The sequence below is a fragment of the Oscillospiraceae bacterium genome (assembly GCA_022483045.1).
Taxonomy (GTDB): Bacteria; Bacillota; Clostridia; order Oscillospirales; family Acutalibacteraceae; genus Caproicibacterium.
The window spans coordinates 131,890-155,706 of sequence record JAKVOA010000002.1 but is presented as its reverse complement, the minus strand read 5'-3'; the positions used below and the strand labels follow the sequence as shown (position 1 = coordinate 155,706).

Here is a 23,817-nt window from a genome sequence, read left to right as displayed (position 1 = left end):
GAAGAAAAATGGAGTATATACAAGTCACCAGGAGCAATATTGAAAAAGAACATATTTGCTGTGCGATTTCGGGCAACAAAGATATTCAGGTATCATCAAAAAAAGACTGGCTGATGCAGTGCTTTGATGACGGTCTTGTATTTCTGAAAGGTGCTGAAAGAGGAAAATGCTTCATTGAGTATGTTCCTGCCGAAAATGCGTGGGTTCCTATTCTTGCAGAAAACTATATGTATATTGACTGCTTCTGGGTATCGGGGTCCTTCAAAGGGCATGGCTATTCAAATGATTTGCTAAATCAGTGTATTGAGGACAGTAAGGTAAAGGGAAAATCGGGGCTTTGCATTCTTTCGTCAGCAAAGAAGAAACCTTTTCTTTCTGACCCCAAGCATTTGATTTATAAAGGATTCAGAGTCGCAGATACATCCGAAGCCGGAATCAACCTGATGTATCTCCCATTTGACGAAAATGCTGCTATTCCAAGATTTACAGAAGCAGCCAAGCATCCGCACATCGAAGAACAAGGTTATGTTTTGTACTATACAAACCAGTGTCCGTTTAATGGCAAGTATGTCCCAATCGTTGAGCAGACAGCGGCAGAAAACAATATCCCGTTCAAGGCAATTCACATTGAAACAAAAGAACAGGCGCAGGCTGTACCAACCCCTTGTACTTCTTATGCGATGTTTTACAATGGCGAATTTTTAACCAATGAACAATTCAACGACAAGAAGTTTTTGAAACTGACACAGAGCAAATAGAACAAAATCCAAACAATAGGGAGCATGAAATGAACAGAGAAACGATTTTTCAAATACTTGCAGTGCTTGTGCTGCTTGCTTTTTACGGGATTTATTTCGGCAAGCTGCTGGTGCAGAAAAAGCATGGAATCCGTACCCATCAAATTGGAACGCGAAAGGAAAAAAGTATTCACACCGTGGAAGTGTTGATGTCTGTTGCCACGCTTTGCATTGTGCCGGTGCAGCTGCTTTCTATTGTACTGAATCTAAGCTGGCTGCCGGATAACGCTCGCTTTACCGGTTTTCTAACCGGAATGCTTGGGAATCTCATTTTCCTGATTGCGGTGCTGACCATGAAGGATAGCTGGCGGGCAGGCATCCCGGAAAAGGACAAAACCGAATTCGTTTCTACAGGAATCTACGCATTTAGCCGCAATCCTGCTTTTCTTGGCTTTGATTTTATGTACATCAGTATCTGTTTGATGTTTTGTAATCTGCTCACAATTGCCTTCACCCTCTTTGCCATCGTGATGCTGCATCTGCAAATTTTGCAGGAGGAAATTTATTTAACGAACACCTTCGGGGAGAAGTATTTGCAGTATCGAAAACGTGTTTTTCGGTATCTCGGAAGATGGCAGGGGGAAAAATGGAAATAATATAATCGGATAATCATGGAAATTGTTGAGGTAAGCAGATGAACATTACAGATAAAAATATAGATGGCGGTAAAGCCTTTGACTGGGGTAAAACTTCAACGGATTATGCAAGGTTCCGAGATGTATATCCGCAGGAATTTTATGAAAAAATTGTGAAACGAAATTTATGTGTAGATGGTCAAAGGATACTCGATGTTGGAACAGGAACAGGGGTCCTTCCAAGAAACATGTATAGCTATGGTGCAAAATGGACGGGTACCGATATTTCAGTGAATCAGATTGAACAGGCAAAAATTCTTTCACAGGGTATGGATATAGACTATTATTGCATCCCTACGGAACGTATTGACTTCCCTGATAACACTTTTGATGTAATTACAGCATGTCAATGCTTTTGGTATTTTAATCATGAGCAGACACAAGCCAGCTTTTATCGTATGCTGAAACCCGATGGACGTATTCTAGTATTATATATGGCATGGTTGCCTTTTGAAGATAAAATTGCTGGAGCAAGCGAAGAACTGGTGCTGAAATACAACCCAACGTGGAGTGGTGCAGGAGAATACATTCATCCAATAGAAATACCAGATTATTATAAGGGAAAATTTGAATTGGTTTACCATGAAGAATATCCGATATGTGTTCATTTCACACGTAATAGTTGGAATGGAAGAATGAAAGCTTGTCGAGGAATCGGAGCTTCCCTAACGCAAAAAGAAGTTGAAAAGTGGGAAGCGGAGCATCAAAAGCTCCTAAGATCCATTGCACCGGCAGAATTTGATGTTTTACACTATGGCGCAATTGCAGAACTGAAAAAGTGTTGAGCTGCATGAAAAATGCGAATTTCGAGGGATTGGCATACGATGAGAAAAGAATGAAATCGATCGGATTATTCAAAGCCTTAAAGTTGTGTAAAGATTATCAAAAAATGGACATATCAGACCGTGATGCTCTGCGCAGCAAACGATATGCAGATTTGCTTACCTATGCAAGAGAGCACAGTCCCTATTACGCCAAGCTCTATGCTGGCTTACCGGAAAATCCAGAACTGAGTGATTTGCCGCCGGTAACAAAGCCACAATTGATGGCAAATTGGGATGAATGGGTCACAGATCGCGCAGTTAAGCTGGATGATGTGAATCAGTTCATGAGTAGTCGCAACAATCTTGGGAAAAAGCTTAATGGAATCTATCAGGTATATACCACCAGTGGTTCAACAGGCAATCCATCCCCATGGTTGGAGATAGAAGGGCGCACCGATGATGTGACAAGCTTTGAACAGAACGGAAAACGTATACAAATTGCACCACTAGCAATCTATGCTGCATTAAAGGAAGTACATTCACTTAGCCGCTTTCAGCTGACAGTCAAAGATAATAACGAATGCATTCTACGCATTGTTCCTGCTGTGGGCGTGAGCAAAGAGGCGGCGTTTGCTGAGGCCAAGGAAGCCTTAACTCGCTTTCTTGCGACACAGAAGGTCACGGATTTTTCCTGTGTGCTTGCGCCGGATGCCCCCGCGGCAAGCAAAAGGAGCGGCAAGTTTAAGCACATTGTGAACCAGCAAACTTGGAGTTGTGGAGGTGATGTAATTGGATATTATAGCAAAATTGACATCGAAAGACGATAAATATGCTTGTGCAATTTCAGACAAAATCATATCTGAAAGTCAAAAGACAGACGAGTGGTATGAATATTTCGATGATTTTGCCACCCTGCTGGGTCATCCGAAGTCACTCGTTAGAAATAGAGCTCTATACATTCTTGCGGCAAATGTTCAGTGGGATGATGAAAATAAGTTTGATTTGATTATGTCTGCCTTTTTATCTCACATTACAGACGAAAAGCCAATTACAGCAAGGCAATGTATCAAAGCACTTGCGCAAATAGGACAGACAAAACGAGAATACATTCCAAAGATATTAGCTGCTTTAGGTAATGCTGATTTGTCCAAGTATAAAGACACGATGCGTCCGCTCATAGAAAAGGATATTTCCGAAACAGAGCGAATACTGACAACTCCAGATTATGCAGGGCAATGACTGGAATTTGACGCATAACTCTACGGAGCGTTGATTGTAATGCATCGCATACCGAAGTATGCTTTTCCAGAAAGAGAGGATGAATATTATGAATTTTACACCTATTGATCTACAAAGCTGGCCGCGTGGTCAGATGTTTTACTACTTTTCTAAAATGGCGCCGACAGGTTACTCCATTACCGTCAATGTGGATGTGACTGAATTAAGAGAGTTTACAAAAGAGCGGGGAATCAAATTCTTCCCCGCGTATCTTTGGCTGGTCACCAGAAATCTGAACCGGCAAGTGGAGTTTAAGGTCACTGAAAAGGACGGACAGCTTGGCTATTATGATACCTTGACCCCACTGTATGCCTCTTTTCATGAGGACGATCACACCTTTTCGCTGATGTGGACAGAGTACAGCGACAGCTTTTCGGACTTCTATCAGGCTTATCTTGCCAATCAGGAGCGGTTCGGAGATGTTCACGGCGTGCTTAGTCAGCCGCAAACTCCGCCGCCTGCCAATGCGTATACGGTTTCCTGCATCCCTTGGGTCAGCTTTGAGCATTTTGCTGTCCAGAGCTATGAGAATAAACCATACTATTTCCCCTCTGTGGAAGCCGGAAAGTTCTTTATGGAAGGTAATCGAACTTATATGCCGCTGTCCCTGACCTGCCATCATGCTGCAACGGACGGGTATCATATCAAAACCTTTTTGGAATTCCTGCAAACAGATCTCTTGCACTTAGATCAGCTGCTTAAAAAGTGAGCCTATCAGGAACTTTGATTTAATAGAAAGGACGATTTGTTTTTTTTGAGCGAGGAGAGGCGGAGAAAAATGATATATAAATTTAACGCGTCAATATACCTACAGAGTGATCGTGCATTTGCGGATATTCCGTTTAATATGTGGGACAAAACAGGGTTAAAGGGGAACATTCCAAGCAGGGTGTCCATTCTTGGCAATTCATTTGAGTGCAAGCTCGTTCCAAAAGAAAGCGGCAAATATTTAATTCCTGTGCCTAAGGAAATACGCTTGCTGCTGGAAGCGAAAGAAGAATATGAAATCAGCATGGAGCCGATTGAAATGCTGTCGCGAATCAATCACGACAGTCCCTATTCGAGGGAACACCCGATAGGAAAATCGACTCAATCGAAGAAATCCACGAAAGCAATTGCTGCTGTGGACATTGCTGTGTTGCTATGCTTGCGGGAGTTCCGCTGGCGGAAATAGAGACCGTGATGGGGAAATCCCCTGCTTCCTGGTCAAAAATCAGGGAAACGCTGGACTATTACGGAATAACCTATGCAGAAAGCATGAGATACCCGAAAGGCGAAAAAATTGATTTGCCAAAATGCTGCATCGTATACAGTGATGGCGCGTTCAGATTATGGTATGGCGGCAAATACTACGGTTCCTCCGGTGCTTCAGGCGGCAGAATCATCAGCTGCCTTGAAATTATGACGCCGCATGATTAGAGGGTGCTATGGAATATCGAATCATGACAGCAAGTGAATCGGAGCGAATTAAAGAGATAGATGCCGAGTGGTATATTGGGAACGCCTGGAGAACCGTGGAGGGCAAACGCATTCTTGTGCCGGTCAATTGGGAGGAGCATGAGCTGCCTAACGGTCTGCCGTGGCATATGGAGCACTTTGAGAATACGATCAAAGGCGGAGGAACCGCAGTGGGGTGCTTTGATGATGGTGCACTGGTTGGTTATGGTATGGTGAATGCAGAAGTATTCGGAGAGAGCAGAAGATATGTTCTTTTAGATCAACTGTTTGTTTCTCACGAATATCGCAGCCGTGGCATAGGGAAAAAGTTAGTTGAAATGCTCAAGGATGCGGCACGGGAACATGGCGCAGATAAAATCTATGTTTGTGCAGCTTCGGCAGAAGATACTGTTGCATTTTACAGAAAAGCAGGTTTTCAAGATGCGACCGAGATCAACAACGAACTGTTTGCGGCAGACCCCAATGATTTGCAGATGGAGCTTGCAATTTGCTGAATATATTTGAATTTGTGGAGGAGAAAGTGAAGAATAAGAAAGTAACATCACAAAAAGTAGGACTATATTGTTCGATAACACAGATTATACTTAGTCTGATTTGCCTGATTTATAATGCAGTAAATCATGAGAATATTTGGATTTGGATTGTATTTTTATTTTCTGGCGTTTGTTTGCTAAGCTCAAACATCAGTAGAAGCAGTAAAAGATAAGACGATTAAATTCGTGGGGTCAATCAATGGAATGGATTAATATATACGGTCTTATAATTATGCTGGCAATTATGGTCCCCAATATAATCTTTGCTGCAAGGAACAAAGATGTTTTTCAGAACCTGTGGAGCAATAAGGCTGTCGAGATTCTTGAACAGATCGGAAGATTTGGTTGCTTTGGTTTTATGGTACTTACCATTCCGGGATGTGGGTTCGGCTTTTTATCGGATGAAGCCTTCGCCCTGTATCTGGTCATTGATGCGGTTTTGACTGCGATATACTGTTTGGTTTGGATCATATTCTTTAAGAAAAACAGCATTTTCAGAGCTTTGACGTTATCGATCATCCCGTCATGCATCTTTATCATAAGCGGAATTTTAAGCCGCTATTGGCCCCTGATGATATCGTCTGTCATCTTTGCACCATGTCATATCGCAATCAGTTATAAAAATGCGGTGTTAGGCACAAAAAAATAAAACTTGATTGCAGGTACAACCAATATGCAGTGAATAGGAATGTGCGGTTTGTTTCATAACATGCAAACTGCAAACGGTTGGCAAGTTCGTATTATGTGAAAGCGAGAAATATTTTATGAAAGCAAGAAAAATCATATATTATTTCACAGTGGTTTCGAGTATGGTAGTCGGCCTATGGCATTTCTTCGTGCCAGTGATGTTTCAGTGGTATGATTTATCTGCCAATGCAATATGAAAACTTAATCGTTGGCATTGATTACATAAATCTTTGCTTTTCGCTGCTCCTATTTGGTCTTAGTCTTTTATTAACGATCTTCGGGAGTAAAGCTTTCAGCGGCAATAAGGAAGTTATTATCTTTTATTGTTTTCTAACGATAGTATGGGTTTTTCGGGGCTGTCTTGCCACTTTCATTGAGCCTTGGCCGCTTGAGCCGGTTCCTTGGGCGGCACTTTCGCAATTGCTAATGTCTGACATACTTGCAATACTGATGACATCAACAAGCGTATCTTTCGTAATTGCACTAAAAAAGAACAGATAACTATCTCTTTATCATAGCTGAGATTATATCATTTTACTGTACAAGCGGTGTACCGTATTTATCAGGAAAAACCATATAATTTTATCGCAAGGGAGGTGATTGCTTTTAATGGAACTAAGTCGAAAGCTACAAGAATTACGAAAACAAAAGAATTTAACACAAGAAGAACTTGCTGAAGTTTTATTCGTGTCAAGAACTGCCATATCAAAATGGGAGTCGGGTCGTGGCTATCCGAGCATTGATTCTCTCAAAGCCATAGCCGAGTATTTTTCCATTACGATTGACGATCTAATATCGGGACAAGAGCTACTTGTAGCGGCTGAAAAAGATAATCATCAAAAACTGTACCACGTTCACGATATTGTATTTGGAATGTTGGATTGTGCTGTGGCTATGTTTCTGTTTCTGCCGTTTTTTGGTCAGCGGTCAGACAACATTATCTATCAGGTTAGCCTTGTCAACTTGACAGAAACTATGTGGTACATTAAGACCCTATATATAATTTTAACGGTGGCAACAATACTGTATGGCATTGTGACATTAGCGCTGCAAAATTGCACATCTGCGTTATGGGTAAAAAGCAAGCGCTTTATTTCGTTATCTTTAAGCGCTTGCTGCTGTTTGATCTTTATGCTCAGTCTACAGCCCTATGCAGCCATGTTCACCTTCTTTTTCTTGCTCATTAAAGGAGTATTACTGATAAAAAGGCAATGACACGGAAAGTATCACAAGGGTGAAGGAGCAATTCTTACTTTTCCAAGCTACTTCAAGTAATGTATAGACAGGCACTTTGCCAATACATTATTAGGAGGAGTTTCTTCATGAAAACAAAGAACGCTAAAAGTTTTATCATATCAGCAGGTCTGCTGATAGCCTTCATCCTCTTTACTTTACTGGTCATTTTTATTGATGTTAAACCAATCGGACCGCAGGAATCATCAGTTGGATTTGCGACAGTAAATGAATGGGTGCACAATTCGGTTGGTGTCAATATGACACTCTACACGATTACTGATTGGGCAAGTTTTTTAACGTTACCAATTATGTTGGGATTTGCAATGCTTGGACTATGTCAATTCATTAAAAGAAGAAGTCTGTTTAAAGTAGACAGCAGCATCTTAGTATTAGGCGGTTTCTATATCATCGTCTTGGCATGCTATTTATTTTTTGAATGTAACATTGTAAATTACCGTCCCATCCTGATTAACGGTTTATTAGAGGCTTCTTATCCATCCTCGACCACTATGCTTGTTATGTGTGTTATGCCAACCGCTATGATGCAGTTTAGTTGTTTCATCAAAAACAGTAAAGCAAGAAATATCGTTAATGCTTTTTGCGGTATTTTTACAGGCCTTATGGTTATGGGACGACTGGTATCCGGAGTGCATTGGTTCACGGATATTTTAGGTGGTGCATTGCTAAGTTCGGCTCTTGTGATGCTGTATTTTTCCGCGAACAAACTGATTGGCTCTAAAAAGTCAGACCAATAGAGCATTTCTGTTATGAGCATTTTTCCGCACAAGCGGTGCGCTGCCTTTGGCAGGAGAAAAACAGGATGCGAGAGGAGAATCTTTGGTTTTGAATATGAAAAAAGAACCATCAGACTGGTATAAAACCTGCTGGAATCTTGATATCAAGAAACAGTCGTGGACGGAAAACACGGGAAATGAGGTGTCGTTCCTCATTCGGGAGTTGGGACTTCGCGGAAACGAGCGAATTCTTGATCTTGCCTGTGGATATGGCAGACATTCTCTGGAATTTGCACGGCGCGGTTATTCCGTCGTCGGCGTGGACATCACGAAAGCGTTTATCGACGATGCGCGCTCTGCGGCAGAAAAGGAAAACCTGCCTGCGGAATTCATTCTCTCGGATATTCGGGACGTTTCCTTTCAGGAAGAATTTGACGTCGTTCTCAATATGGCGGACGGCGCGGTCGGGTATCTTGAAAATGAGGAAGAAAACCTGAAAATCTTCGATGTTGTGTCACGCGCGCTCAAACCCGGCGGTCAGCATTTTATGGACATTATGAGCGCCGACTACGCAGATACCCACTACCCTTGCAAATTGTGGGATGCGGGTGAACGAAGCCTGACACTTTCCGTTTTTGAATGGGACAAGGATACCAACATTCTTCTATATGGTCAGAATGATTTTCATTACGGAGACGCTGTAAGGTCGCCGAATTTTGAATACGGGAATCCCACAAGGCTGTATCACAGCGCGGAAATAGATGAAATCATGAAAGCACACGGACTGCGCACTGTAAAAAAGTTTTGTGACTATAACGGCTCCGCTGCCGGTGAAAACGGCTTGCAGCTTATGGTGATATCACAAAAGAGATAGCCTAAATGAACCAGGAAGAAGTGGCGATACAGCGCGGCTCGCAAAGGGCCCGCGATACATACCAATAAAATAGGAGAAAAAAAGATGAAAGAATTTATTTCTGCGGCGCTGCCATGGGTAGCGATCGGAATTGCCATTGCGATCATTCTGGCAAACGCGGTGAAACGCGAACACGCAAAAAGCCGGGATGCGAACGGTGAAGATCAAGCGGGCGACAGACAATAAAAAAGTCACCGACAATCACATGACGGACGGCATGTGTATGGGTGTTGTATTTGGCACAACCGGTATCATAGATATCGCCACAGGTATCAGTCTGGGTATACTTTTGGGCCTGGCCGTAGGTATGTCCATCAAAAAGGGAGCGTAAGTATGACAGCACATTCAAGATATAACACAGCGAGAAAAATCCTGATCTTTTGGTGCCTGTTCATCGGCATTGGCGCTGTTGGGGGAGCTGCGTGTATGCTGACGGCGCCGGACGGCAGCATCATGGGCATGCAGGGAATGCTCCCATATTTTCAGGTATTGCCCTTTGCGGACATTCTGTTTCAAAATTTCACCTTCCCCGGCATCGCGCTGCTGTGCGTCAACGGCATCACGAATTTGATTGCGGCGGCGTTGATGTTTGCAAAGAAAAAATCCGGCGTCGTCTGCGGAACGATTTTCGGCGTGACGCTGATGGCGTGGATCGTGATCCAGTTCGTTATCTTTCCTCTGAACTTTATGTCCACCGCATTTTTCATTTTCGGCTTTTTGCAGGCGGCTACCGGCTGCGCGGCGCTCATTTTCTATGAGCAGGAGCATTTTTCCGTACATATCGAGAACTATTCCAACATCGCCACAGATCACAGCCGCCTTGTGGTGTATTTCTCCCGCATGGGCTACACCCGCAAGGCCGCCTTTGAGGAAGCAAACCGCACGGGCGCCGAAATTTACGAAGTAAAATCTACCGAAAAAACTGATGGTACTTGTGGATTCTGGTGGTGCGGACGTTTTGGTATGCATGGGTGGGATATGCCCATCGAAGAAATCAACATTGACCTTTCTAACTATGACCATGTGACCATTTGCACGCCGGTGTGGGTATTCAGCCTTGCTGCACCTATGCGCAGCTTTTGCCGCAAAGCAAGCGGCAAAATCAAAGAGGCGGATTACATCATCGACCACTTTAACCGCGCAAAATGCGTGGTCGTCGCCCGTGAAATGGACGGCCTGCTGGGCATCACCGCGACAAGCGTGCAAAGCCGCTGCGTCAGATACGGCAAGGTGGTGAAAACATACACAATGGAGAAAAGCGCAAATCACGCCGGAGCCTTCCTATGAAATACGTAGCCAACAGTATCACTTGTTGCCGGATGCTCCTTGCAGTCGGGCTGCTGTTTACCACGCCATTTTCGGCTGCCTTCTGGATTTGCTACCTGTGTGCCGGTCTCAGTGACATACTGGACGGATTAGCGGCAAAGGTACTCAAGCAGGAAAGTGAACTTGGTGCAAAGCTTGACAGCGCAGCGGACATTCTGCTTTTGTGCGCAGCTGCAATCATAGTCCTTCGTCCTGTTGCGATCCCGCTTTGGCTGTGGATCTGCGTGGCGGCGATTGGGCTTTCGCGCCTAATGGGTTATGCAGTGGGATATGTGAAATACCATACGTTTTCCGCGCTGCATACCTATTTAAACAAGGCCGCCGGGCTTACGCTGTTTGGCTTTCCGCTGATTTGTTTTCTGCTTGGGCTGCAAGGCGGCGGTATTCTTATATGTGCCGTATGCGCCATTTCTGCAATAGAGGAGCTTGCCATTACCATCAGCTCCAAGAGTCTCAATCGAGATTGCAGGAGCATAGGTTTATTACACAAAGAAATGAGAACATGAAATATGGAAAATATCATTGAAATTGAACACTTACATAAGAGCTTCGGCGAGGTCAAAGCCGTGCAGGATCTTTCCTTTCGCGTGAAGGAGGGCGAACTGTTCGCCTTTTTGGGCGTCAACGGCGCGGGAAAAAGCACCACCATTTCTGTGATGTGCGGACAACTCCCAAAAGACTCCGGCAGCGTGCGCATCTGCGGAAAAAGCACGGACGAAAATATGGATTCCATCAAACGGGAGCTGGGCGTGGTTTTTCAAAACTCCGTGCTGGATAAGCCCCTGACGGTGCGGGATAACCTGCAAAGCCGAGCGGCACTTTACGGCATGACCGGTAAAGACTTTGAACAGCGTCTTTCGGAGCTTGCGAAGCTGCTGGATTTTGAGGATTTGCTGGGGCGCACGGTGGGCAAGCTATCCGGCGGTCAGCGCAGACGCATCGACATTGCCCGCGCGTTGCTGCATCGACCGAAGATTTTGATTTTGGACGAGCCCACCACCGGGCTTGACCCCCAGACCAGAAAGCTCCTGTGGGATGTGGTGTCCGATTTGCGAAAGCAGGAGCATATGACCGTGTTTTTGACCACCCATTACATGGAAGAAGCCGCCGACGCGGACTATGTGGTGATTCTGGACAGCGGAAAAATTGCCGCCGAGGGCACGCCGCTGATGCTCAAAAACAGGTATACCGGCGACTTCATCACGCTTTACGGCGCATCGGAGGATATCGTTAAGGCGTTCGGCCTGCCCTATGAAGCCATTCGGGACGCCTATCGGATCTCCGTGCCGAATTCCGCAAAGGCCACGGAGCTGATAGTCGGCAATCCCGGCGTATTTACCAACTTTGAGGTCACCAAGGGCAAAATGGATGATGTGTTTCTTGCCGTGACCGGCAAAACCCTTGTGGGAGGTGCGAAATGATGGAACTTTTTGCTTTAACAAGGCGCAACTGCAAGCTGTTTTTCAAGGATAAGGGGATGTTCTTCACCTCTCTTATTACGCCGGTCATTCTGCTGGTGCTCTATGTGACCTTTCTCGGTAAGGTTTATAACGATTCTTTTACCTCCGCCATGCCGGAGGGCTTTGCGGTGGACGGCGCTCTCATCGACGGCGTGGTGGGCGGCCAGCTCATTTCGTCCATCCTTGCGGTCTGCTGTGTAACCGTCGCTTTCTGCTCCAATCTGCTGATGGTCAATGATAAAATCACCGGAGCAAGACACGACCTGACCATGGCTCCCGTGAAAAGCAGCACGCTCGCCATGAGCTATTTCTTTGCAACCTTTACCGCAACGCTGATCATCAGCCTGACGGCGCTTGTTGTTTGCCTTGGGTATTTGGCCTTCGTGGGCTGGTATATGACCGTTACCGATGTTATGCTGATGCTGCTGGACGTTGTCTTGCTGGTGCTGTTCGGTACGGCACTGTCATCTCTCATCAACGCGCCGCTTTCCACCTCCGGACAAAGCTCGGCGGTGGGTACCATCGTCAGCGCGGGCTACGGTTTTATCTGCGGTGCGTATATGCCTATCTCCAATTTTGGAGAAGGACTGCAAAAGGTATTGTCCTTCCTCCCCGGTACCTACGGTACCTCGCTTTTACGCAACCATGCTATGGCAGGTGCTTATCGGAAAATGGCTGCCCAGGGCTTCCCAGCAGAGGTAGTGAAAAAAATCCGTGATTCCGTGGACTGCAACCTCTATTTCTTTGGGGATAAAGTGGAGATTGGGACTATGTATGTGATTTTGGGCGGTGCGGTGCTCCTGCTGATCGGACTGTATGTGCTGTATAACTGTTTGAAGGCCAAGGCAAAATCTTGAATATCATTTCTCATATATTAAGGGGATTACAAGCGAGAATCGTTGAAAGATAGAACTGGTATAGTGGGAGAAAAATAGGATAAAAAAAGAAACATTCCCCATTTTGGAATACGATGAGGATAAAAATGCCGTAATTAGACCCACTCGCATTTTCAAACCGATTGATATCGCGAAAAGGTGTGTCGTGTGTAACTTTGGTGAGGCGATTAAAAAAGTGCTGGGAGAGTATCCCCATAGGCTGATTACTTATTTTGGAGCGGAAGCCATCAAGCTTCCTATTTATGGGCTGGAATACAAAGGTAAAAAAATAGCATTGGCTGTGGCGTATGTGGGTGCTCCGGGAGCTGCGGTTCAAATGGAGGTGCTGACGGCCTTGGGATGCCGCAAATATATTGCCTGCGGCGGATGCGGAGTTTTGCAAAAGGATATTGCGGTCGGCCACCTCATCATTCCAACGGCAGCAGTCAGAGATGAAGGCACCTCGTATCATTATGTCAAAGCTGCAAGAGAGATTGCCGCTGACGAGCGTGGTGTGGGCGTGGTCGAGAACATATTAACCCAGCACGGTGTCCCCTACATAAAAGCAAAGACATGGACAACAGACGCATTTTACAGAGAAACACCTGCCAAAATACAGCAGCGTATCGGTGAAGGCTGCGTCACAGTCGATATGGAAGCCTCTGCATATATGGCGGTTGCTCAATACAACAAAGTGGAGTTTGGGCAAATCCTCTATGCCGGTGATAATCTGGCCGGAGTTGAATGGGATCACAGAGATTGGGATAGCCAAACTTCTATTCGGGAAAACGTGTTAAGAATGGCCCTTGATGCGTGTGCGGCAATGTAATACGTTTGATGTATTTCGGGATAATCACCCAATCTGGATGATTTGAGGATGTTTAACACAATTAATTCCGGGTTGCCGGGATGAAGGATAGAGAAAAACACGAAGCTGTAGAGGTGATATCGGTGAAGCGCTGCATTGTGACAGGCGGAATTGTCTCAGAATAAAAATGAATGGAGAAGATGCAGATGATTCCGCAAAACAAAACTTACCCAAGGTCTGGTGATAGCCAGACGATTTATTTAAAAAGCGTCATCACAGACCCCAATATTGAGGTCGGCGATTACACCATTTACAACGATTTTGTCAACGACCCGGTGGACTTCCAGCAAAACAATGTGCTGTACCATTACCCCATCAACCAAGACCGTCTGGTGATTGGAAAATTCTGTTCCATCGCTTGCGGCGCAAAGTTTCTGTTTACCAGCGCCAACCATACCATGCGTTCACTTTCTACTTATACGTTTCCCATCTTCTTTGAGGAGTGGGGGCTGGATGTGAAAAACATCACGGATGCGTGGGACAACAAGGGCGACATTGTGATTGGAAACGATGTATGGATCGGCTATGAGGCGGTGATTCTCTCCGGCGTGACCATCGGTGACGGAGCCATCATCGGCGCGCGGGCTGTGGTGACCAAGGACGTGCCGCCCTACACCATTGTTGGAGGCGTACCGGCAAAGCCCATTCGCAAACGCTTTGACGAGGAGACCGTCGCACAGCTCCTTGCGCTGCGCTGGTGGGATTGGGACAGAGATAAAATCGCAAGAAACATTCCTGCTATACAGAGCGGCAGTATGGGGTTACATCGTGGTTGGTGTGTTGGCGCTTGCCGCCGCCGTACTGCTGCTTTGCCTGCTCTCGCTGCGGCGGAGCATGAAAGAGGCGACGGAAGAACTGCGCGAGAAAATGTCCACGGATACCAACACGCTGATCTCCATATCCTCCGCCGACAAAAACGTCCGCCGCCTTGTCTCGGAGATAAACCTGCAGCTCCGCACACTCCGGGACGAGCGCCGCAGACTGCAAAACGGAGACGCGGAGCTGAAGACGGCGGTGACGAACATCTCCCACGATCTGCGCACGCCGCTGACCGCCATCAGCGGATATCTTGATCTTCTGGAACAGGAAACCCTTCCGCAGTCGGCAAACCGCTATTGCTCAAACTGAAAAGCAATCGCCTGAATGGGCAATAAAATATATGTGTCACCGGACGCTCTGACGGCGGTTTTGAACTGGTACCGCGTGTCGCGGAAATAACGCAAATATGTTGGAGGAACACATGAAAAAGATGATAACCATTCTCGCGTCGGCGCTCTGCATCCTGACGCTGCTTAGCGCCTGCACGGCAAAGCCGTCCGGTGCTGCAACACATTAATGACTTTGCTACTATGCACCCTGAACTTGCGGGTGAATGGTCAGAACGCAATTTGCCTTTATCGCCGGATACAGTCAATGAGCGGTCACAGCGTAATGTTTGGTGGAAATGCAAGACCTGCGGCTTTGAGTAGAAATCGCTGGTGAAGTCCAGAGTAAAAGGCACGGTCTGTCAGGTATGCGCAGATAGGGCGGTGAAGCCCGGTTACAATGACCTTTCCACAACAGACCCGGAGCTGTCGCAGGAGTGGGACAGCGAGAAAAACGGAGGACTGAGCCCAGCTTCGCTCTCTCGCAACTCCTTACGGAGCGTCTGGTGGAAATGTCCGCATGGGCACCCTTGGAAAGCTGAGATACGGGACAGAGCTGTTGACGGGCAGGATTGTAGATACTGCGAAGCCGAGTTTCATGAGACCGTTCCTCAACTGCTTGTCATGCTGTATGCCAGTCGGAAGAATGTGCGGGTGATTACGAACACAGATACTGTTCTTGGCGTTCCACTTGAGTTGTATATACCTGAGCTTGGCCTTGCGATAGACCACCAAAGCTCACGGTATCAAAGGCCGCAGGCAACAGGCATCGTGAAAGAGTATATGTGCGGCAAACGAGGCGTAGAGTATGTCTGGATTCCTCATCGGAAAGGATGCTCCGAAGTCGAATACGCCAGAAAGATAAAGGCAGCATTTCAAACTGTCCATGTTTATCTTCCATCCAACGAAGAAGAGGATATTGAGCTCATACATAGAAAATTCTGTGAGTGGAGATTGAAAGAACTCCAATCTATTGTAAACTCGGCAGATTTGTGATATAATATCTTGATAAAATTTGGGTGGTCAACAAAAACGAGACTTACACCACATACACCACGCCTTACTCCATGGGGACAAACCCAAAGTAGGAAACGGTAGAAGATCGTAGGGCTGCCAATGAGCCCGATAGTATGAAAGTAGGGATTAGTATGGCATTGTACTCCATCAAATCATCCACCGCCGAAATCCCAACGATGAAGCCGCTGGAAAAGTAATGCTGTACGGGCTTGATACAAAAATGCCTGCAGAACGCCGCCAAAATAAAATAGAGAACAGATAAAATGAGAAAATCCCCCTTGCGCGCAATGCCTGAGGGGGACTTTTTTGCCGGAAAACCGCGCAAAGCGTTTGACAAGGCCGGAAAAGTACGGTATAATAACCCTGTTTATGTCAACAGAATACCCTGAATTGCGGAAACGGCCGCAGGCAGGGCTTGCATTCTGCAGGATCAATCGGCGTATTTCCCAAGTACCGCAAAAAATAAAAACAAAAATGTTATAAATCATGCTTTTGTTAACAACTTGTTCAAGAAGTTGTAATACAATGTAACCATTACAGTGGAAAGAAGGATGTTGCATGGAGAAAAGTGTACATATGAAAACCCGAATTTTAGCGATCGCTTTAGCTGCTTCTTGTGCAGTTGCTTTGACCCCGGTACAGTCATTCGCAGCAGACAGTGTGGACAGCCTTAAAAATAAACAGTCTGATTACGCTGCCCAGCAGCAGGAAAACAACCAAAAACTGGCACAGCTGCGCTCTGATAAAAGCCAGAAAGAGGCCTATGGTACAACGCTGCAGTCGCAGCTGGATGTCATTGAGGCCCAGATGAATGACTACAGCAACCAGGTAACCGACTTAGACCAGCAGATGCAGCAGGCACAGACCCGCATTAACGCAAAGCAGAAAGAGATTACCACAGATACCGCCAAGCTGAAAGAGCGCCTGCGCGCCCTGTATATGGCAGGCGGCGCAAGCAACCTGCAGGTACTGCTTTCTGCGGGCGATGTTTCTGACCTGTACGACAAGGCAGAGGCCGTTTCGGTCGTAACCGACCACGACACCACCCTGATTAACCGCCTGAAAGCCGACAAGGCCGCGGTCGAGGCTGAAAAGACCTCTATTGCAACCCAGCGCCAAAAGGCTGTAGCGGCAAAAACCAGCTATGACAGCAAGCACTCTGAGCTTTCTGCCGCACTGGAAGAAACCAATGCTTACTTAAAAGAAGCAGGCCAGGAAGAAATTGACCTGCAGGACCAGAACGCTACTTTGGATATGCAGGCAGCAAAGGCTGCGGCAGCAATCGAGAGCTGCACCAAGACTTCTTCCTCCAGCTCTTCCACAAGTACTTCCGGCTCTGACAGCCAGAGCACCAAGAGTACCGGAACCACCCAGACTGCCGGCAACAGCAACAACAGCAACAACAACACCGGCAACAGCACAACCCAGAGCAGTAATAACAACAGCAACAGCACTAACAACAGCAACAGCACAACAACAACCCATAGCAGCGGAAACAGCGGCAGCAGCAACAAGGGCAGTTCTTCTTCCAGCTCTTCTTCCAGCAGCAGCCACTCTTCCATCGGCTCTGCTTCCGGTGTTTTGGGCCTCGCTGAGGCACAGCTTGGCAAGCCCTATGTATGGGGCGCGGCTGGCCCGGATTCCTTTGACTGCAGCGGCCTTGTGTGCTATGTGTACGGCATTTCCCGCTGCACTGCACAGGACCTGTACAATATGAGCACAAAGGTTTCTAACCCGCAGGTTGGCGACTTGGTCTTCTTCGGCAGCTCTGATAATATTTACCACGTTGGCATTTACGTGGGCAACGGCCAGATCCTTCATGCACCGCAGACCGGCGATGTTGTAAAGATTTCTTCTATCTGGACCAGCTGCAGCTACGGCCGCGTGTAAGATCAATTCCGTACAGAATTACATACAGAATAAATAAAGTCCCGACAGATACGCAAAACGTGTCTGCCGGGATTTTTTGTGGTTTCAGCGCCCGCTTCGGCGACAGAAAGCCCTGCGCGGGGTGGGGAAAGCACCCGTGCGCAGGGCTTCTTGGGATAACAAAACAGGGTGAACAGGGTTTTATCGGTGAACATAGGAGAAGAGCTAATGTTTCTTACATATCAATTCCGTACAATGTTTGATTCTTTTGCCTGCGGAAATTACTGTGATTCTTTTACAAAAGCGGCGACCTTTGCGGCGATCCCCGCGGCGTCCAGCCCGTATTTGGCCAGCAATTTGAGGGCCGGCCCAGACTCGCCAAACGTGTCGTTCATGCCGATTTTGCATACGCGGGTCGGCAGGTTTTGGCTTAGGCAGTCGCAGACAGCACTGCCCAGGCCGCCGATGACCGAGTGCTCCTCAATGGTGACGACCAGGCCGGTCTTAGCCGCCGCCTTTAGGACCAGCGCTTGGTCCAGGGGCTTAATGGTGTGGATATTGATGACCTGCGCGGCAATGCCCTGTGCCGAAAGAACCTCTGCAGCGGCCAGCGTTTCAGAAACACACAGACCGGTGGCAATCAGCGTTACATCTTTGCCCTCGCGCAGGGGCACACCTTTGCCCAGCACAAACTGGTAGCCGGGCACATCGTTGATCACCGGCACGGCCAGCCGCCCAAAGCGCATGTACACCGGGCCTTCGTGCAGGTAGGCGGCCTTTACCGCGGCGCGCGCCTCGACATCATCCGCGGGATTGACAACGACCATACCCGGAATGCTGCGCATCAGCGCGATATCTTCATTGCACTGGTGGGTCGCGCCGTCTTCGCCAACGGAAATGCCGGCGTGGGTCGCGCCGATCTTTACATTTAAATGTGGGTAGCCAATGGAATTGCGCACCTGCTCGAAAGCCCGGCCGGCCGCAAACATGGCAAACGAACTGGCAAACGGCACTTTGCCGGTTGCGGCAAGCCCCGCCGCTATGCCCATCATATTTGCCTCGGCAATGCCGCAGTCGATGAAGCGCTCAGGAAAGCGCTTTTTAAAAATAGCGGTCTTGGTGGCGGCGGCAAGGTCCGCGTCCAGTACAACAATTTCGGGGTGCTGCGCACCCAGCTCGGTGACGGCATTGCCGTAACTTTCACGGGTGGCTATTTTTTTGCTTTCGGTCATAACTGTGCACCTGCCTTTTTAAGCTCGTCCATTGCAAGCTGATACTGCTCGTCATTGGGGGCCTTGCCGTGCCAGCCCACCTGGTTTTCCATATAGGAAACGCCCTTGCCCTTTACGGTCTTTGCAATAATGGCAACCGGCATTCCCTTGACAGCCTTTGCTTCCTGAAAAGCGGTGTCCAGCTGGTCAAAGTCGTTGCCGTCTGTGACATTGATGACGTAAAAATTGAAAGCCTTAAATTTTGCATCAATCGGGTAGGGAGAGTTGACTTCGGTAATCGGGCCGTCAATTTGCAGGTTGTTGTTGTCTACAATGACGACAAGGTTGTCTAAGTGATGAGAGCCGGCAAACATGGCGGCCTCCCACACCTGGCCTTCCTGTATTTCGCCGTCCCCCAGCAGGGTGTACACACGGTAGCTGCTGCCGCTGATTTTGGCAGAGAGCGCCATGCCCACCGCAGCGGAAACGCCCTGCCCCAAAGAGCCGCTCGACATATCTACGCCGGGGATATGCTTCATGTCGGGGTGTCCCTGCAGGATAGAGCCGATGTGCCGCAGAGTGGGCAGCAGCGCAGTGGAAAAATAGCCGCGCTCGGCCAGGGCACTGTACAGCCCCGGGGCGGTGTGGCCCTTGGAAAGCACAAAGCGGTCGCGGCCGGGGTCCTTTGGCGCGGCGGGGTCAATGCGCAGTTCCTGAAAATACAAATACGTAAAAATATCCGCTGCAGACAGGCTGCCGCCGGGGTGCCCGGCTTTGGCGCTGTGAATAGAGGTGACAATATCCTGGCGGATTTTGTTTGCCTTTTGCAGCAAAAGCTGTTTATTCATGGTCTGCCTCCTGAAAAATCTGATAGAAATGGCTGATGTTTGCAGAAATATCGTCGTGAAAAACCGCAGAGCCCGCCACAAGCACATCTGCACCGGCGCGAATGACCTCGGCGGCGTTTTGCAGGGTAATGCCGCCGTCCACCTCAATTTCCGTAGAAAGGCCGGCGCCCTGAATCATTTCGCGCAGGTCGGAAATTTTTCGTGTCATGGCGGGGATATAGGCAGCACCGCCAAAGCCGGGCTCGACCGTCATTAGCAGCACCATATCCAGGTCGGGCAGCACATACCGCAGGGCCGAAAGCGGCGTGGCCGGATTTAGGGCGACGCAGGCCTTTGCCCCAAGTGCCCGAATCGCCTGCACTGTGCGGTGCAGGTGGGCGCAGGCCTCTGCATGCACGGTCAGGATATCCGCGCCGGCCGCACGAAAAGCGGCAAGGTAGGTGTCGGGTTCCTGTATCATCAGGTGTACATCAAAGGGCTTTGTGGTGTCTTTGCGTATGGCCTTGACAATGGGCATGCCAAACGAAAGATTCGGTACAAAAAGGCCGTCCATTACATCAATGTGAATATACGCCGCCTGAGAAGCGTCTATTAGGCGGATATCGCGGCCCAAAGCGGAAAAATCCGCGGATAATATTGAGGGTGCCAGTTTTGCCATGGGGGCCTCCTTGTTCCACAGAAAGTGCTGCAGTATTGTTCCCGGCAATGCTGCAGCACTTTTCAGTGAAGATATGAACTTCTATAATAGATGAAAATGAAAAAAGGAAGACATGTAAGCAATGTAAAGATTATTTGCCGGCGATGAAGTCCTCGACCATCTGCTCACAGACATCGTCGGGGAACTGCTTCGGCGGATGCTTGAAGAAGTAAGAGCTGGGGGCGTCGATAGAGCCGGACATACCGCGCTCTTTGGCAATCTTGCAGCAGCGGATTGCGTCAATGCTGATACCGCCGGCGTCTGGGCTGTCTTCAACGTCGAGCTTGAGGTTCAGGCGAACCGGGGCACCGCCGAATTTGCGGCCCTCAATGCTGATGATAGCGGTTTTTTGGTCGTTTTGGTTGTCAACAAAGGCAAAGCCGGGGGCAATCGGCACTTCTTTTTTCAGAATGCTCTCGATTGCGTCGTGCTTTGTGACATGCTTGGTCTCGCCGCGCATAACCAGGTTGATAAAGTCGGTGTTGCCGGCGTAGTTCAGCTGATAGGACTTTACAATCTTGACGCCGCGGTCTTCAAACAGCTTGGCAAGTGCACGGTGCACAATGGTTGCGCCCAGCTGGCTTTTCCAGTCGTCGCCCAGGATCGGGATACCCGCGTCTTTGCACTTCTGTGCATTTTCGGGTGTGCTGGCAATCAGCTCAGGAATACCGTTGACCACGCCGCAGCCCGCTTTGCAGGCGGCATCTACATAGAAGCGAACCGCATCATGAGAGCCGGTGGGCAGGTTGATTAAAATAACGTCTACCTGGTAATCTTTCAGGGCTTTTACCACGTCGACTGGCTGCTGGCTGTCGTCTACTGTAAAGTAGTCTTTGCCATAGTAGTGGCGCAGATGTGCGGGGGCGCCGTCAAGCACCGGGCCGCGCAGCACGGGCGCGCCAAGGTTTGGCACGTCACAGATTTTGTAGGCGCAGTTTGGCTTTTCCAAAATGGCTTGGCTGACATCCTTGCCAACCTTTTTCGAGTCTACATCAAAGCCGACAACGACCTCAATGTCAGAGGGCACGTAGCCGCCCAGGTTGTAGTGCATCAGGCCGCCGACCTCATCGGCAATTTCCTGTGTCTTGTAGAACTGAATGCCCTGCACCAGAGAGCAGGCACAGTTGCCGACACCAATCAGTGCCAGGCGGATTTTTTTGTTTCCCATGTTTTTTCCTCCTTGAGAGTATGTGAAATGCTGCAAAGAATGATGGACGAATGAAACAAAACAAAGAGTAAACGTGAAACGAATCGTTAACTGTAACGTTAACTTTACTTCCACAGACATTGTATCTTACCGCAAATAAAAAGTCAATAGGAATTTATGCACAAGGATTGCGCCGCTTTTTTGGCGAAAAGTGACAAGCTGGAAAAACAGGCAGCCTAATACTGGATTCTCTGAGAAAAATGCGTTACAATAATTTATAGTTGGGCAGATAACAATAACTTTATCGTTTGCATAGAAAGCAGTAAAGTATAGGGGGCCTTTTTTTGAGAGATACAAAAGTGGACATTGCTGTGATAGGCAATATTGTAAAAGAAACCATTCTGTACCCCGATGGGATTGTCGGCCCTGTGCTGGGCAGCCCCTGTGCCTACACCAGCCTTGCCTTGGCCCGCCTGGGCGAGCGCGTGGGCATGGTGACTTACTGCGGGGAAGAGTGGGCAAAACAGATAGAGGGCGAGCTGCGGCGCGTAGATACCACCGGCTTTACCGGCTATATGCGCACCACGGAAAACCACCTGATTTATGCGCAAGACGGCAGCAACCGGGTCGAGTACTTTAAAAAGGCACCGGTCATCTATCCGGATATTCTGCCGCAGGGGTACCGGGAAGCTTCTTTTTTCTTTATATGCCCTATGGATTACGAGGTGAGCCTGCACATCTGCGAGCAGCTGTACGCCGCCGGAAAGCAGGTCATGGTGGACTTGGGCGGCTTTGGGGGCACTACTTCGTACAATCATTTTTCCGTGCGGACCCGCCGCGGCGCACGGCTGATGGATGCCCTGTGCGCCTGCGCAACGATTATTAAGGCCAGTAAAGATGACCTCAAGTACATTATGCCGGGCATGAGTATGGAGGAGTGTACCGAATATTTTGTTTCGCGCGGGCCGCGCTTTGCCGTGGTGACCATGGGCCCCGCGGGCGCGGTTTACCGCGAGGCGGGCGGCGCCATGCGGGTTTCGCCCCGGTATGAGATAGACAACGCGGTAAAGATGAACAGCACCGGCGCGGGCGATGCCTTTGCCGCCGGGGTGATTACCGCCCTGCGCGCACACCCAGAGGATATTGCAAACGCGGCTTTTTGCGGCAACTGCCTGGCGTCGCTGATTATGGAAAAAGAGGGCGGCTGCGCCGAGCAGCGCATGCCCACGGGCGGCATGCTTAGGCAGAGAATGGAGGGGGAGTAAACCGTGAAACGGGCAGCCAGACTAAAGGATATTGCAGAGGGACTGCATGTCAGTATTACGACCGTCTCAAAAGCGCTGAATAACCACCCGGACATTTCTCCGCAGCGCAAAAAGCAGATTTTAGACTATGCGAATGGCATTGGCTATGTGCCAAACCAGGTGGCAAAAAGCTTTCGGCAGCGCAAGACAAAGCTTATCGGCATTGTGTTGGGGGACAACGCCAACCCCTTTAATGCGCGCATGATCCGCGGCATAGAGGAAACCTTTGCCGCGGTGGGTTACCGCTGCGTGCTGATGAACAGCCACGAGGACGCCGAGCGCGAGAAAATGCTGATTAATGAACTGCGCGGGCTAAACGTCGCCGGCGTGCTGCTGACGCCGGTTTCGGGCGACCGCAGCGGCTGTGACCTGCTGCGTCAGTACGATATTCCGTATGTTCTTGTAAAACGCTATATAGAAAAAGACCAGGACACCTATGTGGTGATTGATGACTACAAGGCGGCGTACCTGTCGGCAGAGTACCTGTGCGGTTACGGGAATGAAAAGATTTATTTTCTGAATTTTCTGGAAAAGACCTCTTCGGCGAGGCTGCGCCTGGCGGGATATCAGCAGGCCCTGCAGGACAACGGCGTGCGCTATGACCCGGCGTGCGTGGTTTCAGGCTGCGTGAATCAGGCGGACGGCTACGAGGCCATGAAGCAGATTTTGGAGGAGAACAAGCCGCCGTTTTCGGTAATGTGCTACAGTGACTACATCGCTATCGGGGCCATCTGCGCCATACAGGAGCGCGGCTACAGCCTGCCCTATGATGTGGCCTTAATCGGCAACGACGATATTGAAATTCTGTCCTTTGTCAAGCCGCGGCTTACTACCATCGGTGTGCCAAAACTGCGCCTTGGTGCGCGCAGTGCAGAGCTTCTGTACGGCATGATTACCGAAAAGGAGAAAGCGGAGCGCGGCGGCGTGGAGCCGCACTATACCTGTGCGCGCGAGTTTGTGAAACCTTCTCTCATTATCCGCGAAACATCCTAAAGCCTTTCTTTCTTTTTGGGGA

30 protein-coding genes and 1 pseudogene are annotated in these 23,817 nt (G+C 48.4%); 26 read left to right on the top strand and 5 right to left on the bottom strand.

Going from position 1 to position 23,817, the window contains the following annotated elements; all coding sequences use genetic code 11:
- Nucleotides 1-8 precede the first annotated feature (8 nt).
- The 23 genes and pseudogenes from LKE53_09540 to LKE53_09430 all read left to right on the top strand — a co-directional run bounded on the left by LKE53_09540 (nt 9) and on the right by LKE53_09430 (nt 15,705).
- Entirely contained in the window at nt 9-758 is a 750-nt protein-coding gene (locus LKE53_09540; protein ID MCH3972983.1) for a YoaP domain-containing protein, read from the top strand.
- Between the two features lie 110 nt (nt 759-868).
- A complete protein-coding gene (locus LKE53_09535) occupies nt 869-1,393 on the top strand; it encodes an isoprenylcysteine carboxylmethyltransferase family protein (GenBank protein ID MCH3972982.1) in 525 nt (174 codons plus the stop codon).
- Between the two features lie 38 nt (nt 1,394-1,431).
- Nucleotides 1,432-2,217 carry a methyltransferase domain-containing protein gene (locus LKE53_09530; GenBank protein ID MCH3972981.1) on the top strand — a complete coding sequence of 262 codons (786 nt, stop codon included), beginning with the start codon at nt 1,432-1,434 and terminating at the stop codon, nt 2,215-2,217.
- Nucleotides 2,218-2,267: 50 nt separating this feature from the next.
- Nucleotides 2,268-3,023, top strand: coding sequence for a hypothetical protein (locus LKE53_09525; GenBank protein ID MCH3972980.1), 756 nt, complete (start codon nt 2,268-2,270; stop codon nt 3,021-3,023).
- Entirely contained in the window at nt 2,986-3,435 is a 450-nt protein-coding gene (locus tag LKE53_09520; GenBank protein ID MCH3972979.1) for a SufBD protein, read from the top strand. The genes LKE53_09525 and LKE53_09520 overlap by 38 nt, the downstream gene beginning before the upstream one ends.
- A gap of 88 nt (nt 3,436-3,523) precedes the next feature.
- Nucleotides 3,524-4,183, top strand: a complete 660-nt coding sequence (locus tag LKE53_09515; GenBank protein ID MCH3972978.1) for a chloramphenicol acetyltransferase — start codon at nt 3,524-3,526, stop codon at nt 4,181-4,183.
- Nucleotides 4,184-4,252: 69 nt separating this feature from the next.
- Nucleotides 4,253-4,648, top strand: a complete 396-nt coding sequence (locus LKE53_09510; GenBank protein MCH3972977.1) for a DUF1905 domain-containing protein — start codon at nt 4,253-4,255, stop codon at nt 4,646-4,648.
- Nucleotides 4,618-4,893 (top strand): hypothetical protein, encoded by a 276-nt coding sequence (locus LKE53_09505; protein ID MCH3972976.1) that lies wholly within the window; start codon nt 4,618-4,620, stop codon nt 4,891-4,893. The genes LKE53_09510 and LKE53_09505 overlap by 31 nt, the downstream gene beginning before the upstream one ends.
- 8 nt (nt 4,894-4,901) lie before the next feature.
- Nucleotides 4,902-5,426: a GNAT family N-acetyltransferase gene (locus LKE53_09500; GenBank protein ID MCH3972975.1), complete on the top strand. Its 525-nt coding sequence runs from the start codon at nt 4,902-4,904 to the stop codon at nt 5,424-5,426.
- A 238-nt stretch (nt 5,427-5,664) separates the two neighbouring features.
- On the top strand, nt 5,665-6,114 hold the full coding sequence (locus LKE53_09495; GenBank protein MCH3972974.1) for a hypothetical protein: 450 nt from the start codon (nt 5,665-5,667) through the stop codon (nt 6,112-6,114).
- 647 nt (nt 6,115-6,761) lie between these two features.
- Complete coding sequence (locus tag LKE53_09490) at nt 6,762-7,367, top strand: helix-turn-helix domain-containing protein (protein ID MCH3972973.1); 606 nt, start codon at nt 6,762-6,764, stop codon at nt 7,365-7,367.
- A 107-nt stretch (nt 7,368-7,474) separates the two neighbouring features.
- Nucleotides 7,475-8,143: a phosphatase PAP2 family protein gene (locus LKE53_09485; GenBank protein ID MCH3972972.1), complete on the top strand. Its 669-nt coding sequence runs from the start codon at nt 7,475-7,477 to the stop codon at nt 8,141-8,143.
- A gap of 94 nt (nt 8,144-8,237) precedes the next feature.
- A complete protein-coding gene (locus LKE53_09480; GenBank protein ID MCH3972971.1) occupies nt 8,238-8,996 on the top strand; it encodes a class I SAM-dependent methyltransferase in 759 nt (252 codons plus the stop codon).
- An 84-nt stretch (nt 8,997-9,080) separates the two neighbouring features.
- Nucleotides 9,081-9,221, top strand: coding sequence for a hypothetical protein (locus tag LKE53_09475; protein MCH3972970.1), 141 nt, complete (start codon nt 9,081-9,083; stop codon nt 9,219-9,221).
- Nucleotides 9,193-9,366, top strand: coding sequence for a hypothetical protein (locus LKE53_09470; protein MCH3972969.1), 174 nt, complete (start codon nt 9,193-9,195; stop codon nt 9,364-9,366). Before LKE53_09475 ends, LKE53_09470 begins: the two co-directional genes overlap by 29 nt.
- Nucleotides 9,367-9,368: 2 nt before the next feature.
- The gene (locus LKE53_09465; GenBank protein MCH3972968.1) at nt 9,369-10,322 is read left to right on the top strand and encodes a hypothetical protein; all 954 of its coding nucleotides are present in this window, start codon (nt 9,369-9,371) and stop codon (nt 10,320-10,322) included.
- On the top strand, nt 10,319-10,867 hold the full coding sequence (locus tag LKE53_09460) for a CDP-alcohol phosphatidyltransferase family protein (protein MCH3972967.1): 549 nt from the start codon (nt 10,319-10,321) through the stop codon (nt 10,865-10,867). Before LKE53_09465 ends, LKE53_09460 begins: the two co-directional genes overlap by 4 nt.
- A gap of 3 nt (nt 10,868-10,870) precedes the next feature.
- Entirely contained in the window at nt 10,871-11,782 is a 912-nt protein-coding gene (locus LKE53_09455) for an ABC transporter ATP-binding protein (GenBank protein ID MCH3972966.1), read from the top strand.
- Nucleotides 11,779-12,678, top strand: a complete 900-nt coding sequence (locus tag LKE53_09450; protein MCH3972965.1) for an ABC transporter permease — start codon at nt 11,779-11,781, stop codon at nt 12,676-12,678. The genes LKE53_09455 and LKE53_09450 overlap by 4 nt, the downstream gene beginning before the upstream one ends.
- A 103-nt stretch (nt 12,679-12,781) precedes the next feature.
- Nucleotides 12,782-13,525, top strand: coding sequence for a nucleoside phosphorylase (locus LKE53_09445; protein MCH3972964.1), 744 nt, complete (start codon nt 12,782-12,784; stop codon nt 13,523-13,525).
- Between the two features lie 185 nt (nt 13,526-13,710).
- A pseudogene (locus tag LKE53_09440) lies at nt 13,711-14,334 on the top strand (CatB-related O-acetyltransferase).
- Between the two features lie 97 nt (nt 14,335-14,431).
- Nucleotides 14,432-14,692 carry a hypothetical protein gene (locus LKE53_09435; GenBank protein MCH3972963.1) on the top strand — a complete coding sequence of 87 codons (261 nt, stop codon included), beginning with the start codon at nt 14,432-14,434 and terminating at the stop codon, nt 14,690-14,692.
- A gap of 350 nt (nt 14,693-15,042) precedes the next feature.
- On the top strand, nt 15,043-15,705 hold the full coding sequence (locus LKE53_09430) for a zinc-ribbon domain-containing protein (GenBank protein ID MCH3972962.1): 663 nt from the start codon (nt 15,043-15,045) through the stop codon (nt 15,703-15,705).
- A 173-nt stretch (nt 15,706-15,878) separates the two neighbouring features.
- Here the strand turns inward: LKE53_09430 and LKE53_09425 are convergent, their stop codons facing one another.
- Nucleotides 15,879-16,214 (bottom strand): hypothetical protein, encoded by a 336-nt coding sequence (locus LKE53_09425; GenBank protein ID MCH3972961.1) that lies wholly within the window; start codon nt 16,212-16,214, stop codon nt 15,879-15,881.
- A 70-nt stretch (nt 16,215-16,284) separates the two neighbouring features.
- Between LKE53_09425 and LKE53_09420 the strand changes: the two genes are divergently transcribed.
- Complete coding sequence (locus LKE53_09420; protein MCH3972960.1) at nt 16,285-17,616, top strand: NlpC/P60 family protein; 1,332 nt, start codon at nt 16,285-16,287, stop codon at nt 17,614-17,616.
- 260 nt (nt 17,617-17,876) lie between these two features.
- On the opposite strand, the gene LKE53_09415 is transcribed toward LKE53_09420, so the two are convergent.
- From LKE53_09415 to LKE53_09400, 4 genes are all read right to left on the bottom strand, one after another.
- Nucleotides 17,877-18,827 carry a transketolase family protein gene (locus LKE53_09415; GenBank protein ID MCH3972959.1) on the bottom strand — a complete coding sequence of 317 codons (951 nt, stop codon included), beginning with the start codon at nt 18,825-18,827 and terminating at the stop codon, nt 17,877-17,879.
- Nucleotides 18,824-19,654: a transketolase gene (locus LKE53_09410; GenBank protein ID MCH3972958.1), complete on the bottom strand. Its 831-nt coding sequence runs from the start codon at nt 19,652-19,654 to the stop codon at nt 18,824-18,826. Before LKE53_09410 ends, LKE53_09415 begins: the two co-directional genes overlap by 4 nt.
- Complete coding sequence (gene rpe, locus LKE53_09405) at nt 19,647-20,312, bottom strand: ribulose-phosphate 3-epimerase (protein ID MCH3972957.1); 666 nt, start codon at nt 20,310-20,312, stop codon at nt 19,647-19,649. The genes LKE53_09410 and rpe overlap by 8 nt, the downstream gene beginning before the upstream one ends.
- A 130-nt stretch (nt 20,313-20,442) precedes the next feature.
- Complete coding sequence (locus tag LKE53_09400) at nt 20,443-21,519, bottom strand: inositol-3-phosphate synthase (GenBank protein ID MCH3972956.1); 1,077 nt, start codon at nt 21,517-21,519, stop codon at nt 20,443-20,445.
- Nucleotides 21,520-21,842: 323 nt separating this feature from the next.
- Between LKE53_09400 and LKE53_09395 the strand changes: the two genes are divergently transcribed.
- Both LKE53_09395 and LKE53_09390 read left to right on the top strand, forming a co-directional pair.
- On the top strand, nt 21,843-22,763 hold the full coding sequence (locus LKE53_09395) for a carbohydrate kinase family protein (GenBank protein MCH3972955.1): 921 nt from the start codon (nt 21,843-21,845) through the stop codon (nt 22,761-22,763).
- 3 nt (nt 22,764-22,766) lie between these two features.
- Nucleotides 22,767-23,795: a LacI family transcriptional regulator gene (locus LKE53_09390; GenBank protein ID MCH3972954.1), complete on the top strand. Its 1,029-nt coding sequence runs from the start codon at nt 22,767-22,769 to the stop codon at nt 23,793-23,795.
- The last annotated feature ends 22 nt before the right edge of the window (nt 23,796-23,817 follow it).